At 53.1% G+C, this 14,532-nt stretch carries 11 protein-coding genes; 7 read left to right on the top strand and 4 right to left on the bottom strand.

Going from position 1 to position 14,532, the window contains the following annotated elements; translation table 11 throughout:
* Positions 1–317: 317 nt before the first annotated feature.
* Positions 318–1,049 carry a gamma-glutamyl-gamma-aminobutyrate hydrolase family protein gene (locus tag AWM72_RS01960; RefSeq protein ID WP_067972372.1) on the bottom strand — a complete coding sequence of 244 codons (732 nt, stop codon included), beginning with the start codon at positions 1,047–1,049 and terminating at the stop codon, positions 318–320.
* 147 nt (positions 1,050–1,196) lie between these two features.
* Here AWM72_RS01960 and rsmD point away from each other — a divergent pair, with 147 nt between their 5' ends.
* The 4 genes from rsmD (at position 1,197) to holA (ending at position 6,535) form a co-directional block, all read left to right on the top strand.
* The gene (rsmD, locus tag AWM72_RS01955; RefSeq protein WP_067972366.1) at positions 1,197–1,757 is read left to right on the top strand and encodes a 16S rRNA (guanine(966)-N(2))-methyltransferase RsmD; all 561 of its coding nucleotides are present in this window, start codon (positions 1,197–1,199) and stop codon (positions 1,755–1,757) included.
* A 712-nt stretch (positions 1,758–2,469) separates the two neighbouring features.
* Positions 2,470–3,174, top strand: coding sequence for a helix-hairpin-helix domain-containing protein (locus AWM72_RS01950; protein ID WP_067972362.1), 705 nt, complete (start codon positions 2,470–2,472; stop codon positions 3,172–3,174).
* Position 3,175: 1 nt separating this feature from the next.
* Entirely contained in the window at positions 3,176–5,512 is a 2,337-nt protein-coding gene (locus AWM72_RS01945; protein ID WP_067972359.1) for a DNA internalization-related competence protein ComEC/Rec2, read from the top strand.
* Positions 5,513–5,515: 3 nt separating this feature from the next.
* A complete protein-coding gene (holA, locus tag AWM72_RS01940) occupies positions 5,516–6,535 on the top strand; it encodes a DNA polymerase III subunit delta (protein ID WP_067972357.1) in 1,020 nt (339 codons plus the stop codon).
* Between the two features lie 599 nt (positions 6,536–7,134).
* On the opposite strand, the gene fic is transcribed toward holA, so the two are convergent.
* Positions 7,135–7,746: a protein adenylyltransferase Fic gene (gene fic / locus AWM72_RS01935; RefSeq protein WP_070485680.1), complete on the bottom strand. Its 612-nt coding sequence runs from the start codon at positions 7,744–7,746 to the stop codon at positions 7,135–7,137.
* A 593-nt stretch (positions 7,747–8,339) separates the two neighbouring features.
* Complete coding sequence (rpsT, locus tag AWM72_RS01930) at positions 8,340–8,594, bottom strand: 30S ribosomal protein S20 (RefSeq protein WP_067972352.1); 255 nt, start codon at positions 8,592–8,594, stop codon at positions 8,340–8,342.
* Positions 8,595–8,778: 184 nt separating this feature from the next.
* On the opposite strand from rpsT, the gene uvrB reads away from it, so the two are divergent.
* Complete coding sequence (gene uvrB, locus AWM72_RS01925; protein ID WP_067976506.1) at positions 8,779–10,776, top strand: excinuclease ABC subunit UvrB; 1,998 nt, start codon at positions 8,779–8,781, stop codon at positions 10,774–10,776.
* A gap of 807 nt (positions 10,777–11,583) precedes the next feature.
* Here uvrB and AWM72_RS01920 read toward each other — a convergent pair.
* Positions 11,584–12,228: a phosphatase PAP2 family protein gene (locus tag AWM72_RS01920; protein ID WP_067972349.1), complete on the bottom strand. Its 645-nt coding sequence runs from the start codon at positions 12,226–12,228 to the stop codon at positions 11,584–11,586.
* A gap of 140 nt (positions 12,229–12,368) precedes the next feature.
* Between AWM72_RS01920 and AWM72_RS01915 the strand changes: the two genes are divergently transcribed.
* Positions 12,369–13,247: a DegV family protein gene (locus AWM72_RS01915; RefSeq protein ID WP_067972347.1), complete on the top strand. Its 879-nt coding sequence runs from the start codon at positions 12,369–12,371 to the stop codon at positions 13,245–13,247.
* A gap of 155 nt (positions 13,248–13,402) precedes the next feature.
* Positions 13,403–13,672, top strand: a complete 270-nt coding sequence (gene rpsO / locus AWM72_RS01910) for a 30S ribosomal protein S15 (RefSeq protein WP_067972344.1) — start codon at positions 13,403–13,405, stop codon at positions 13,670–13,672.
* The last annotated feature ends 860 nt before the right edge of the window (positions 13,673–14,532 follow it).

The raw sequence follows: 14,532 nt of genomic DNA, 5'->3' as shown, positions 1-14,532 counted from the left end.
TTGCGAGTTGCAATTGTCTTACTTGCAAAGGGGAGGGTCATTCGCAAGTTACCGCCGATCTACTTGCAAACAACAGCCCTATTCGCAAGTAGCCCTAATCCAATTTGCAAACCCAGCCTCCATTCGCAAGTTGCCATCCAAATCCTTTCCCCATAAGGAAAAAGCTAGCAAGGCAGGCCCGCCTTGCTAGCTTGTTGATCAATAGATTTTATTTTGAATGCAGCCTGTTCGCATTTTATTGATATCTTGGAAATAATCGCACAATAATCATAGATCTATCAATTATTTTCGAGCATGCACAACTCGGCTGATCAGTGTTATTTCTTGAGTTCTTTAATGGTATCAATAAAGCCCTTAAAGAAGTCTTCGGATGGTCCGTGGGCGTGGTGCCATTCGGGGTGGAATTGGACGCCGACTGCGAAGTGGTCGTCGTCTTTGGCTTCGATAGCTTCGACGACGCCGTCTGGGCTCCAGGCGGTGGCTTGGAGGGCGTCGGCGACTTTTTTGACACCTTGGTGGTGGTAGGAGTTGACCAGGTCGCCGTCGAAGTAGGACTGGCTGATCCAGGAGTTGGCCTTGACGCGGATGCTGTGGGTGGCGATGTTGGTGGCCGACTTTTGCACGTGCTGGATGCGGACGTCGGGGTTCTCGCTCAGGTCTTGGTAGAGGGACCCGCCCAGGCTAACGTTCATCAGCTGCATGCCCCGACAGACGCCGAGAATCGGAAGTTTGCGCTTCCAGGCCGAGTGGAAGACCGCCATCTCGAAGATATCCCGCTCGTGGGAGATATTCTGGAGCTTGAAGCCCGGCTCTTCGCCGTAGAGGTGGGGCGACAGGTCCTGGCCTCCGGTGAAGATGACGGCATCGACGAGGTCCAGGTAGTATTCCGTTTCCGCCTTTTGCGTCAGCGGGAAGAAGATCGGCGTCCCACCAGCCTTGATCAGGCCCTTGGGAAAGCCTTCATGTGTATAAAAAATCGGCAGGCCGGTGTAATGTTCGTCGTCACTCGTCAGCCGATTCATTGGAATGCCAATGATAGGTTTGGTCATTTGTCGTCATCCTTTCCAAATGAATAAACAGTTGTGGATAATTATATGATTAATTGAATGAAAATTCAAGCGAAGCCGCTTTACCTGCTTGTGATTTTCGGTTAGAATTTGAAGGAGAAGAATTGATTCAAAAGGGGGAATTTTGACATGCGAGTGATTGCAGGCGAAATGGGTGGCCGACGACTCAAGGCAGTACCGGGCAAGAACACCCGTCCGACAACGGATAAGATCAAGGAATCCATGTTCAATCGTATCGGGCCATATTTTAATGGGGGCATTGGACTGGACTTCTACGCGGGGTCGGGTGCCCTTGGTATCGAGGCCCTATCACGGGGGATCGAAAAGATCTATGCCTTCGAGAACAATCGCAAGGCCCAAGCCACCATCCAGGACAACGTGGAGACCCTCCGCCTGACCGACCGCTACGAGCTCCTGCGCGGCGACAACCGGCGCGGCCTCAAGCAATTGTTAGAGGGAAACGCTGACCTCCGCTTCGACCTGGTCCTCCTCGACCCACCCTATGAGGGCCAAAAATTACTGGAAATCCTAGAAGAATTCCAAGAGCTGGACTGCCTGGCCGACGACGCCATCATCCTCTGCGAACTCGGCAAAGAAGACGACCTCCCTCAAACCATCGGCCACTTAGAAGGCTGGCAGGACGTCACCATGGGCATCACCCGGCTGGTCACGTATCGGTATAGGGGCTAAGGTTGAACGGTGAGCATGCGTTCCACTTCGATTCATAATTAACGGGTTGACACATTTAGATAGCATATTCATTGTTAAATTAAGACGTGTAAAAGGCTCGGGATCCCTGTCCCAGCCTTTTTTGTTGTCAAGGAGTGGAAGTAGAAGTCAGCTCGATTGAATTGTTTTGAATTGGGGGCGAACTTTCAAACAAAGCCCTTCTTTATAAGTAGCAGGCGGCGAGCTTTCAAACAAGCCTTTTGTTTACAAGTAGAATGTGGTTAACTTTCAAACAGGGCCCTTGTTTACAAGTAGCAGGCAGTGAACTTTCAAACAAAGCCTCTGTTTACAAGTAGCAGAATTCTAAGCCGCCAGAATTTCTGTTTTCTCTTCTCCATTCAAAAGAATCCATCAATGATTTTAACTAGTTATATAAATAATTTTAGAAAATCATGTTGTGAGCAGGAGTGGAGCTCGAGTTTGATCGTTAGCCATGAAAAAGCAAGCGATGTGAATTACGGATAGTCGGCGTAAGCCGCTACTAGCCGTTTGAAGCTCGCTAGGCGAGAGACCAAGGCTCGAGCCGGTGCCATGGCTTTTTAACGATCAAACTCGAAGCGCAACGCATGCTCACCAGCACAACTTCCATTAGAAAAGAAAAGTTCTTTTAAATACTTAAAATCACTTGATGAATTTCGCCCCTCCAGCGTTTATATATCTATGAGGTGATAAGATGTGGAATCGTTGGAAAAATTTATCTGTTCAAGACATCGTGCATGACTACGGCCGCTATCTCATCGGTGCCTTGGTCGCCCTCTGCCTAGCCCTTTTCTTCCTAGGCCGTTTTTTAGGAGGCAATCAAAGCGCTGACTTAGTGGAAGAAGTCCCAGTAGAAGCCTTGGCCGACCAGCCCGAACCAGTCGAGCCTGCCCCAGAAACAGCCGAATCCTCTGCCAGTCCGCCGCCTGCCCAAGAAACCCTCTATGTGGACGTCAAGGGGGCGGTCAAGGAACCCAAGCTCTACCAGGTGGAGGCGGGCATGCGGGTCTACGACGCGGTTATGTTGGCGGGCGGCTTCTTGCCCGAGGCGGACCAGGACCAGGTCAACTTCGCCCAGCGCTTGGAGGACCAGATGTTGGTCTACATCCCGCGCCAGGGTGAGGAAGTGCCGGACAACTTGAAGCTGGCGGTCCAGACAGGCGGGAGCCAGGCCCCTGCCTCTTCGGGAGACCAAACACCCGGCAACCAGGTCAACCTGAACACGGCGGACAGCGCGGAGCTCCAGACCCTGTCCGGGGTGGGGGAGAAGAAGGCGGCGGATATCATTGCCTACCGGGAGGCGAACGGCCCCTTCCAGACGGTGGATGACCTGGCCCAAGTGTCGGGGATCGGCGAGAAGACCCTGGACAAGTTGCGCCCCCAGCTGACGGTGGACTAGGATGCTGGACCGGTTAAAATCCTACCATATTGTCAGCTGGGCCCTCCTTGTCCTCCTGGCGGCTTGCCTTGTTTTAGCGCCGTCCATCTGGTCCGCAGCCGGCCTTATCCTCCTCCTGGTCCGACTCGCTTATTTAAAAGAACCCCGCTTTTTTCGTTCGACCCTAGTCCTAGCTGGCCTTTGCTTGGCCTATTTTGCCTGGCAGGCTGGGGGCTCGTCTTCTCTCTTGGAGGCGGGGGCTTTTGAAGGGGCGCTAGCTATGGACCTGGCAACCCTGCAGGTGGACGGGGACCAGGTCAAGTTCCAGGGCGATGTGGTCCTAGGGGAAGGGCAGACCGAGCGGATACAGGCCTTTTACCGCTTGGCATCAGAAGAAGAGCAGGTGGCCTTTGAGGGTTTGGACCAGGCCCTCACCTGGCAGGTCAAGGGTGAGCTCAGCCAACCCCAGCCCAACCGCAACCGCTATCTCTTCAACTACCGGGCTTATTTAGACCGCCAGGGGATTTTTTACCTGGGGGACCTGGAAGCCATGCGGCCGCTTGCTGTCCAGCGGGGTTGGCGGGCCTTTTTGGCTGAGGCCCAGGTCGGAGTCCGCCAAGGCTTGGGCCGGCTAGCTAATGACCAGGTCCGGGCCTATGTCCTCGCCCTCTTTTTTAACGACAGCCAGTGGATCGACCCGGACGCCATGGCCTCCTACCAGACTATCGGCATGATCCACCTCTTCTCCCTGAGCGGCTTCCACGTGAACTTCCTCCTCAAGCACTGCCGCTATGTCTACCTCCGCCTGGGCGGACTCCTGGACTACTTCGATGGTCTGGCTCTGGTCCTCCTCCTGGTCTACGGGACCCTCCTGGCCTGGCCTTACGGGATGGTGCGGGCTATTGGGGTCTACCTCTACCAGGTCCTCTGCCGGGCTTTGGGACGGCCGCCGTCCAGCCTGGAGGGAACGTCCTGGGCGCTCATTGTCCTGGTCATCGGCCAGCCCACCGCCATCTTCTCCCTGGGCTTCCAGCTCTCCTTTGCCCTGGCTGTAACCCTCTTAGTCCTTGACGGCGGCATCCGGCGTCTGACTCCGCGGCCCCTCCTCCGTGAACTGACGCGGTCCCTGGCCTGTTCCTTGGTCAGTCTGCCCTTCCTCCTGGTCCACAACCATGCCTTCTCCTGGCTCTCTCTTGTGGTGAATTACTTCTACAGCCTCCTCTTCTCCTCCGTATTGATCCCGGTCCTCCTGCTTTTACTGGTCCTCCACGCCCTAGGTCTGGCTAATTTCTTGCTCGGTTTCCAGGGCCTCCTAGGGCAAGCCCTCCACCTCCTCGAAAAAATCTCCCAGGCGCTAAGCCAATGGCAGGGCTTGACCTGGGTCACCGGCCACTTGCCGGCCTGGCTCGTTTTTCTTTATGGACTGGCCCTGGTCGCCGTATTGGCTTGTCTTCAAGCAGGCCAGATCAGGCGTAAGGCTGGGCTCTCTTTACTGAGCCTGCTCTTAGTCATCTACCTCTGGCCCAATCTCAAGGTCCAGGGCCAGGTGTCGGCGCTCGCTATTGGTCAGGGGGACTGCCTCCTGGTCCGCCTGCCTTTTAACCAGGGCAACTACCTGATCGATGCAGGCAGCCAGCCTAGCTTCTTTGACCGCGAGCCCTGGCAGGTCCGCCGTAAGACGTCTACGGTGGCCGGTCGAGACATCTTGCCAGCGCTCCGGGCGGAAGGGGTCCGCCACTTGGACGGGATCTTTATCAGCCACTCCGACTATGACCATTATGGCTCCCTTGAAGAAATCTGTGAAAACCTGCCGGTGGATAAACTCTACTTGCCTATTGGTTTGGCCCAGGATGAAGCAGTCTTGGCGGATTGGCAGGGCTTGACCCGGCAAGGTTGGGTCTGGCTCCGAACCGGCGACCGGCTCCAGCTGGGGCGCCAGGCAACCTTTGACATCATCCAGCCCGACCAGCTGGGCCAGGGGGACAATGCGGATTCCCTGGTCATCTGGGCCGAGCTCTACGGGCATTCCTTTCTCTTTACCGGGGATACGGAAGGACAGGCGGAGGAAGCCATGGCCCAGCGTCTTCGGGGGCGGGACCTGGACTATCTCAAGGTGGCCCACCACGGCTCGGACCATTCCTCGCCGCCTGAAGTCTTAGCTAGCTTGCAGCCCCGGCATGCGGTGATTTCGGTGGGCCAGAACAACCGCTATGGCCATCCCAGCCCCCGGGTCTTGGCCGACTTGGAAGCGGTGGGCGCTCAGGTCTGGCGGACAGACGAAATGGGGGGCATCCACTATATTTTTAGCCCAAAATCCGCTACAATAGAAAGGACGATCCAATTAGAAGAAGGGGAATGACGCGTGGAAATTCAAAAACAGCTGCAAAATATCAAGGCGGGCAAGTGGGCTCCGGTCTATCTTTTGCTTGGCCAGGAGACCTATTTGGTGGACCGTTTTCGCCAGACCCTGGTTGACTCGGTCCTGGGCGGGGAAGTCAATGCCTTTAACTTTGTCCACGTCGACCTCCAAGAACAGGCCCTGTCCGACGCCATGCTGGAAGCCAATACCATTTCTTTTTTTCAAGAGACGCGGATTATCTGGCTCAGCCATCCCAGCTTTTTGACCGGGGACAAGGGCAAGGGGGCGGTCAAGCAGGACCCGGACGAGCTCCTGGCCTACCTGGACCATCCCGCTGAGGAAGTCGTTCTGGTGATCGAGGCCCCCTATGAGAAGCTGGACAACCGCAAGAAGGTCGTGAAGCAATTAAAAAAAGCGGCCAGCCTAGTGGACGTGGGCGAGATGAAACCCGACCAGGTAGCCCGCTATCTGGAGGGCTATGTCTCCCAGCTGGACCAGGCCATGGACCGGGACGCCGTCAAGCTCTTCCTCGAGCGGACCAATTATAAGCTCAGCCGGACCATGGATGAGATGGCCAAGCTCCAGCTCTTCACGGCTGACGCGGACCGGATCACCGCCCAAGATGTCCGCCTCCTGGTCGAGCCCTCCATCGATGACGATATCTTCCACCTGACCGACTACCTGATGCGCGGCCAGGCCGAAGCAGCACTCAGCCTCTACCGGCAACTGATCGCTGACAAGCAGTCGCCCATCGCCATCCTGGCCCTCCTCATGTCTAACTTCCGCCTCTACTGCCAGATCAACCAATTCCAGCGCATGGGCTACGACCAGGGCTCCATGGCCAAGGCCCTGTCTGCCCACCCCTACCGGATCAAGATGGCCAGCAAACAAGCCTCTGCCTACCCCGGCGACCGCCTGATCCAAGCCTACCTGGCCCTAGTCGACCTCGACTACCGGATCAAAACCGGCCGCGTCGACCAAGACCTCGGCATCGAATGGTTCATCCTGCGCTTTTGCGGGTAATAATGAAAAAGCACCGCGCTAACTTCCTTCATGGAGAGGAGAAAGTTAGCGCGGTGTTTTTTGTATACAAATTGTGCTAGTGAGCATGCGTTCCGCTTTTGAATTTGGCCTTTCAAGAGCCATGGCACCGGTTCGGGCCAAGGTCCCTCACCTAGCGAGCTTCAAAGGGCTAGTAAGGCTAACGCCAACTATCCCTAATTCACATCGCTTGCTTGGTCATGGCTAAAGGCCAACTTCAAAGCTCCACTCCTGCTCACAAGTAACTGGTATAGGATTTCTAATCACTGTTAGAAAATATAGCTCTTGCTTTTCTTGGAAAAGGAGTGTATTCACTAATGAGACTGCTATTAGCGAGTAGTTGACCGCGAATTTTTAAATAGAGCCTTGGTTTGTGAGTCGCCTGATGCCAACTTTTAAACACCCGCTAAGTTTGCAAGTCAGAGGGTGTCAACTTTCAAATGACTCGCCAGTTTGAAAGTTCGATGGCACTAACTTTCAAACACCCGACAGCTTTGCAAGTCAGAGGGGGGCAACTTTCAAACGAGGGTGTCTCTTGGCAAGTAGGGCGTTAACTCGCCTTATAGATAGCAGCTAATTTTTTATTCACCATCACTTTCCCCACCATTCGATCCCTCGATTTCATAATACGGATAGTCGGCCATATCTTCATAGGCGTAGGATTGGTCGATTCCTTTCATATAAACTAAACGGTTATCAACTTCATCGGTCAGCGCGTTTTTTAGGAGCATCTTCAAGAGATTGTTGTTAGCCGGACTTAATGCCATGGCAGACAAGTAGTCTCTTTTGTCGATAAGCGACCAATCAATACAAATCGATAAATTTTCTTTCAATATTTGATCCAGCCAAATCCGCGTCGACCGCCCATTTCCTTCTCTAAAAGGATGGACCACATTCATTTCGGTATATTTATCAATTATCGCGTCGAAATTATTTTCTGGCATGGCTTCGACCGCCTGAATCGCTGACTCTAAGTAGAGCACACTGGCAAAGCGGAAATTTCCCTTAGAAAGATTGACCTGCCGCACTTCGCCTGGATGGACTTCCGGAAAATCTTGGAACAAATAAGCATGGATATCTGCCAAGCCTCTAAAACTCCCAACTTCAAATTCATCGATAAGATTGAGGTCCCAAAGCTCGTGGGCTCGCCGTTTCGTTTGGTATTCTTCATTCTTCATCATCTTCACCCCCATCGCTTCTCTGTAAAGCTAAGTATAACATCTTGTCAGCCTTAGGAAAAATGACAATCCTATTGTGGGTGGGGATGCCGTTCGCAAGTCGCCTATTTGCATTCGAGAGCCCCGAAAGCAAATAGCACTTGTCAATTTGCGCTCAAGAGCTCTGAGAGCAGATAGCATTTGCCAATTTGCACTCAAGAGTCCTGAAAGCAGATAGCGTCTCGTCAATTTGCGCTCTCAAGCCCTGAGAGCAGATAGCAGCTCGTCAATTTGCACTCAAGAGGCCCGAAAGCAGATAGCATCTCACCGGAACAGCTTTTGCACAACTACTAACAAAGCACCAAGCAAAAATCAGCTGGGGGTTTGTCTTTGAGCAGGAGTGGAGCGTTGAAGTTAGGCCTTAGCCATGAAAAAGCAAGCAAAGGGAATTACGGATCGTAGGCGATAGCCGTACGAACCGTTTGACTCTTGCTAGGCGAGAGACCGAGGCTCGAGCCGGTGCCATGGCTCTTCAAGGCCCAAATTCAACAGCGCAACGGATGCTCACAGCACAGCCCCTAAAAGAAAAAACCAGCCGATCATTCCGATCGGCTGGTTTCATCAAATAATTATTTGTTTAATTTTTTAGCGAGACGTGATTTTTCACGAGCTGCTTTGTTGCTGTGAATTAAGTTCTTACCAGCTGCTTGGTCAAGTTCCTTAGAAGCTTGAACGAATAATTCTGGGGCGTTGTCGGCACCAGCTTCGGCAGCTTGTTCGAATTTCTTCATCGCTGTACGCATCTTGCTTAATTTTTTACCGTTTTGAGCAGTACGTTTTTCTTCTTGGCGTACACGCTTGATTGCTGATTGAATTTGTGGCATGAGAGCACCTCTTTCTGTGATAGATTTCAAGTGATGAGTCACTAACAGAAATATTATATCGAATATTTTCTCCAGATGCAAGGGGAAAAGAAATTTATCCTGGTCCGCCAAAGTGGCCCCACACGGCTTAAAATGATAGAATAGGGTGGAATGGAGTGGATCGTGCATGGATAATCAAACACTGATGTCGAATCAAAAATTTGATCTGGTGGCCCCCTATGAACCGAACGGGGACCAGCCGGAAGCCATTAAAGAATTAGTTGAAGGGGTGGAAGCGGGCGACCAGGCCCAGGTGCTCTTAGGGGGCACGGGGACGGGGAAGACCTTCACCATGGCCAATGTGATTGCCCAGACCAACCGGCCGACCCTGGTCCTGGCCCACAATAAGACCCTGGCTGGCCAGCTCTACGGGGAGCTGAAGGAATTCTTCCCCAACAATGCGGTGGAATATTTCGTTTCCTACTATGATTATTACCAGCCGGAAGCCTATGTGCCTTCGAGCGACTCTTATATCGAAAAGTCAGCCTCGGTCAATGATGAGATCGACAAGCTCCGCCACTCGGCCACCTCAGCCCTCTTGGAACGCCGGGATGTGGTGATTGTGGCCTCGGTGTCCTGTATCTATGGTTTGGTGAATCCAGAAGAATACCGGGACCATGTCTTGTCCATCCGCGAGGGTCAGGAGATGGAACGCAATGATTTTATGCGCAAGCTGGTGGATATGCAGTTTGAGCGCAATGATTTTGACTTCCAGCGGGGGACTTTTCGTGTGCGCGGGGATGTGGTGGAGGTCTTCCTGGCCTCACGTGATTCTTCGGCTATCCGGGTGGAATTTTTTGGTGATGAGATCGACCGGATCCGCGAGGTGGATGTGCTGACGGGCGAAGTGAAGAATGATGTCAAGCACTATCCGATCTTCCCGGCGACCCACTTTGTCGCTAACCAGGAACAGATTCTTCGGGCCGTGCAAACCATTGAGGCGGAACTGGACGAGCGGCTCAAGGAATTGGAAGCGGACAATAAGTTGCTGGAGGCGCAAAGGCTGGAGCAGCGGACCCGCTATGATATTGAGATGCTCCTGGAGATGGGCTATTGTAATGGGATTGAGAACTATTCCCGCCACATGGACGGTCGGAAGCCGGGTGAGGCGCCTTATACCTTGCTGGACTTCTTCCCGGACGACTGGTTGCTCATGGTGGACGAGTCCCACATGACCATGCCCCAGGTGCGCGGGATGTACAATGGGGACCAGGCCCGCAAGCAGCAGCTGATCGACTACGGTTTCCGCCTGCTGAGTGCCCTGGACAACCGGCCCCTCAAGCTGGAGGAGTTCGAGAAGAAGGTCAACCAGGCCATTTACGTCTCGGCGACACCGGGCGACTATGAAGTGGACCTGGCCCATGGGGAAGTGGTCGAACAGATCATCCGACCCACTGGCCTCCTCGACCCGCAAGTGGAAGTCCGTCCCATCAAGGGGCAGATCGACGATTTGGTCAGCGAGATCAACGAACGGGTGGACAAGGAAGAGCGGGTCTTTATCACGACCCTGACCAAGCAGATGTCCGAAGACTTGACCGACTACCTGGAAGAGATTGGCATCCGGGTCAAGTACCTCCACTCGGACATCAAGACCCTGGAGCGGACCGAGATTATCCGCGACCTGCGCCTGGGCGTCTTCGATGTCCTCGTTGGGATCAACCTCTTGCGGGAGGGGATCGACGTGCCGGAAGTCTCCTTGGTGGCCATCTTGGACGCCGACAAGGAAGGCTTCCTGCGTAATGAACGCTCGCTCATCCAGACCATTGGCCGGGCAGCGCGGAACTCTTCCGGCCACGTGATCATGTACGCCGACCACATCACCGGGTCCATGCGCTATGCCATGGATGAAACAGCCCGCCGGCGGAAAATCCAGCAGGCCTACAACAAGGAGCACGGCATTACCCCGCAAACCATCAAAAAGGAAATCCACGATTCGATCCGGATCACTTCCGACGTCAACCTGGCCGAAGAATCCGAATCCCTCACCGAAAGCATCCGCGCCCTCAAGCGCAATGAAAAAGAAGAAGCCGTCCACAACCTGGAAATGGAAATGCGGCAAGCGGCCAAGGACTTGGAGTTCGAACGCGCCGCAGAGCTGCGTGATGTCTTGATGGAATTGAAAGCAGAATTTAAGATTAAATAAGGGTGTGAGGGAGCGCGGTTAGAAGTGGACCTCTGGAGCAAAAGACCGGAGAAGTCTGAAAGACTTCGCAGGGATTTTGTGAAGAGGAGCCACTTCTGCGCGACCGAACCCGACTACAGGGTGTGATTTTTGGGACGGTGCTGAGGAGCATGCGTTGCGCTCTTGAAAGTGATCGTTAAAGAGCCGTGGCACCGGTTCGGGCCAAGGTCCCTCACCTAGCGAGACTCAAACGTTTCGTACGGCTGGCGCCTACGATACGTAATTCGCTTCACTTGCTTGGTCACGGCTAACGATCACTTTCAAGGCTCCACTCCTGCTCCTATCAATATTGTGTTCTACCATCAAAATATCACTTATAATAATGGGGTATTGGTGAACAGATGCTGTGGTTTTATCAATATTGTCTAGTGTGATAAGAATGTTCCTTAATAATTAATGTAAAAATGAGAGAAAAACCAGATCCCGAAATTCCTGGGGTCTGGTTTTTGTGTTTTTATAGGGAGGGGGAATGGATAAGCCACACTCGTCTGCCGTGATTGTGGCTTGGGTGGTGTCAATCCACATTCGGCCATTATGAGTGTGGATTGAAAACTGTCAACCCACACTCGTATATCGTGAGTGTACCTTAACTATTGGCAACCCACACTTGGGCAGGTTCACTGTGTCTTGGAGCTCGCCAACCCACACTCGATCGGTTTTATTGTGCCTTGCCGATTATCAACCCACACTCAACCAGCTTGATTGTGGGTTGCCCCCTCTAACCCCCAACCAAAATGAAAAACCAGGCCGGGAGCCTGGTTTCATCTTTTATTCTACTTGGGGTCGCTCATCTACCCAGCGGTCCATGGCGGCTTTGGCGAGGATGAGGCAGGTTAGGCCGAGGGAGAGGCCGGCCAGGGTGTCGGAGAAGTAGTGGACACCGAGGAAGATGCGCGACCAGGCCAGAGCTAGGGAGAGGAGGCCCACCAAAGAGTAGAGGAGGGCGGGATGTTTGAAGTGTTTGGGCCAGAGGTAGACCAGGGTCAGGGCCAGAGTGCCGTAGAAGACGACCGAGCCCATGGAGTGGCCGCTGGGGAAGGAGTAGCCGCCGACCAGGATCAGGTGGTCGAAGAGGTCAGGCCGCGGCCGCTGGATCAGGAATTTGACCAGCTGGTTGATGCCGGAGATGGTCAGGAAGTTTGACAGGACCAGCCAGAGAGCCACTTGTTTTTCTTTTTTGTAGAGGAGCCAGAGGGCCAACAGCGCGATGAAGGTCAGCTGCAGGTAGTTGTCGCCCAGGTAGGTGAAGGCACGGATGATGGGGACCAAGAGAGGGTAGTGGCCGCCGTAGAGGGCCGTGTTCACCGCCTGGTCCATGGCCAAGAGGGCGGGATTTCCCGTCGCAACTAGGCACAAGATGATTAGAAAAGGCAGGCCAGCGAGTCCAGCGGCCCACAGGTAAGATGTTTTCATGTTTTTCCTCCAAATAATGCAATACCTTTATTTTACGCTAATTTAAAGAAAAATAAAGTCTTTTTTAAGAGGGGTTAGAACAGACTTTGGAAAAGTTCTCTGTTACAATGTAGAGTAAGAATAAGAAATGGAGTGACGGGATGAAAGCAGCATTTATCATTGATAGTACAGCAAGTTTGCCGGATGAGTTGAGAAACCGGGACAATGTCTTTCAAGTGGACTTGTCGATGCGCTTTCCGGATGGCAAGGAGTTTGCGGACACTGCTGAACCCGAGGCAGCCCAAGCCTTCTACGACTACTTAGATGCTTCGCCTGAATTGCCCCAGACCTCCCAACCGGAACCCCTGGCCTTCTACAAGCGGGCCCAGGAGATTATTGCGGGCGGCTATGATACGGTCTTCGCCATCTTCCTCTCCAGCAAGATCAGCGGCACCCTGAAGACGGCGCGGATGGTGCTGGAGGAATTCGCTGATGACTTCAAGACTTATTACATTGATTCCAAGGGGACCTCTTTCCAGATGCAGCACATCCTGATTGAAGGCTTAGAGATGCTGGAAGCGGGCTGGCCGGCTGACCGCCTGGCTGAAGAGCTCCAGTGGATCGGCGACAATTCCCGGATCTATGTGGTGATTCCGGACCTGAAGACCTTCGTGAAAGGGGGACGGGCTTCCTTACTGACCGCTAAATTGGGCAGCCTGCTCCGAATCAACGTGGTGGCCTACTTCAATGCGGCCGGTGAGGTGGTCCTCTATGACAAAGTCCGGACCAAGAAGAAGGTTATCCAAGCCTACCAGAAACTCCTGGATGAAGCCATCGCGGCCTATCCCCAAGGCATCCGCCTGGCTTTTGCCCACGGGGGAGTGCCGGAAGAAGCGGAGGAATTTAAGGCAGCCATCCACGGCCAGCATCCGGACCTGGACTGTATGATCGGCTATCTGACCCCTGTTTTGGGGACCCATGGCGGCAAGGGCTCGATCGGTATGGGAACCCTGGCCAAGCACCGGCCCCTGGCAGACTAAGTGAGAAATCTTTTAGGCATTTTCCCTTGCATTCTGAACCTTTTGGGCGTATACTTTGGAGAGTGCCGTCATGGCATGACCTAGTACTTAGTCTTTGCGAGTCACCGACGATCGACTCAGTTCTAGGCAAAAATATAGAAAGAGGTGTTGTCAAAATGGCAATTTCAAAAGAAGAAAAAACACAAATTATCGAAAAATATGCAACGCATGAAGGGGATACTGGGAGCCCAGAAGTACAAATCGCTGTACTTACCGCAGAAATCAATGCGCTGAACGCCCATGCCCAAACGCATAAGAAAGACCACCACTCATACCGTGGCTTAATGAAGAAGATTGGTCACCGTCGTAACTTATTAGCTTATTTACGTAACAAGGATGTTACTCGTTACCGTAACTTGATCCAAAGCTTAGGTTTACGTCGCTAATTCGATGTCAAAAAAGCGAGATTCGAGCAATTGGATCTCGCCTTTTTATTAAGAAAAATGAGCTTGGATTTTTTGGGAGCTGTGCTGTGAGCATACGTTCCGCTGTTGAATTTGGGCCTTGAAAAGCCATGGCACCGGCTCGAGCCTCGGTCTCTCGCCTAGCAAGCTTCAAAGGGCTCGTACGGCTCCGCCTACGATCCCTAATTCACATTGCTTGCTTTTCATGGCTAAGGCCCAACTTCAACGCTGCACTTCTGCTCATGACTGGCTTCCAAGCTGCTTTTTGCTTGGTGCTTTGTTAGTGGTTGTGCGGGGATTGTGCTGTGAGCATGCGTTCCGTCTTGAGTTTGCTCGTTAAAGAGCCATGGAACCGGTGAGAGCCAAGGTCTCTCACCTAGCGAGCTTCAAAGGGCTAGTACGGCTAGCGCCTACGATCCCTAATTCACATCGCTTTCTTTTTCATGGCTAACGATCAAACTCAAGCTCCACTCCTGCTCATGAGTAGATTCCAAGCTGCTTTTTGTTTGGTGCTTTGATAGTGGTTGTGTGGGGGACTGTGCTGATGAGCATACGTTCCGTCTTGAAAGTGATCGTTAAAGAGCCGTGGCATCGGTTCGGGCCAAGGTCCCTCACCTAGCGAGACTCAAACGTCTCGTACGGCTGCGCCTACGATACGTAATTCGCTTCGCTTGCTTGTTCACGGCTAACGATCCCTTTCAAGCTCCACTCCTGCTCATGACTGGCTTCCAAGCTGCTTTTTGCTTGGTGCTTTGTTAGTGGTTGTGCGGGGATTGTGCTGGCGACTTGCTATCTGCACTCAGAGCGTTCGAATGCAAATTGATGACTTGCTATCCGCATTC

Source organism: Aerococcus sanguinicola (assembly GCF_001543145.1).
GTDB classification, from domain to species: domain Bacteria; phylum Bacillota; class Bacilli; order Lactobacillales; family Aerococcaceae; genus Aerococcus; species Aerococcus sanguinicola.
Note: the sequence above shows the minus strand (reverse complement) of the source record. Positions and strands in the feature narration are given on the sequence as shown.

Excerpts from the sequence above, each read along its gene's own strand:
- AWM72_RS01960 (WP_067972372.1), bottom strand. The coding sequence starts at position 1,049 with ATGACCAAACCTATCATTGGCATTCCAATGAATCGGCTGACGAGTGAC.
- rsmD (WP_067972366.1), top strand. The coding sequence starts at position 1,197 with ATGCGAGTGATTGCAGGCGAAATGGGTGGCCGACGACTCAAGGCAGTA.
- AWM72_RS01950 (WP_067972362.1), top strand. The coding sequence starts at position 2,470 with ATGTGGAATCGTTGGAAAAATTTATCTGTTCAAGACATCGTGCATGAC.
- AWM72_RS01945 (WP_067972359.1), top strand. The coding sequence starts at position 3,176 with ATGCTGGACCGGTTAAAATCCTACCATATTGTCAGCTGGGCCCTCCTT.
- fic (WP_070485680.1), bottom strand. The coding sequence starts at position 7,746 with ATGGGGGTGAAGATGATGAAGAATGAAGAATACCAAACGAAACGGCGA.
- rpsT (WP_067972352.1), bottom strand. The coding sequence starts at position 8,594 with ATGCCACAAATTCAATCAGCAATCAAGCGTGTACGCCAAGAAGAAAAA.
- uvrB (WP_067976506.1), top strand. The coding sequence starts at position 8,779 with ATGTCGAATCAAAAATTTGATCTGGTGGCCCCCTATGAACCGAACGGG.
- AWM72_RS01920 (WP_067972349.1), bottom strand. The coding sequence starts at position 12,228 with ATGAAAACATCTTACCTGTGGGCCGCTGGACTCGCTGGCCTGCCTTTT.
- AWM72_RS01915 (WP_067972347.1), top strand. The coding sequence starts at position 12,369 with ATGAAAGCAGCATTTATCATTGATAGTACAGCAAGTTTGCCGGATGAG.
- rpsO (WP_067972344.1), top strand. The coding sequence starts at position 13,403 with ATGGCAATTTCAAAAGAAGAAAAAACACAAATTATCGAAAAATATGCA.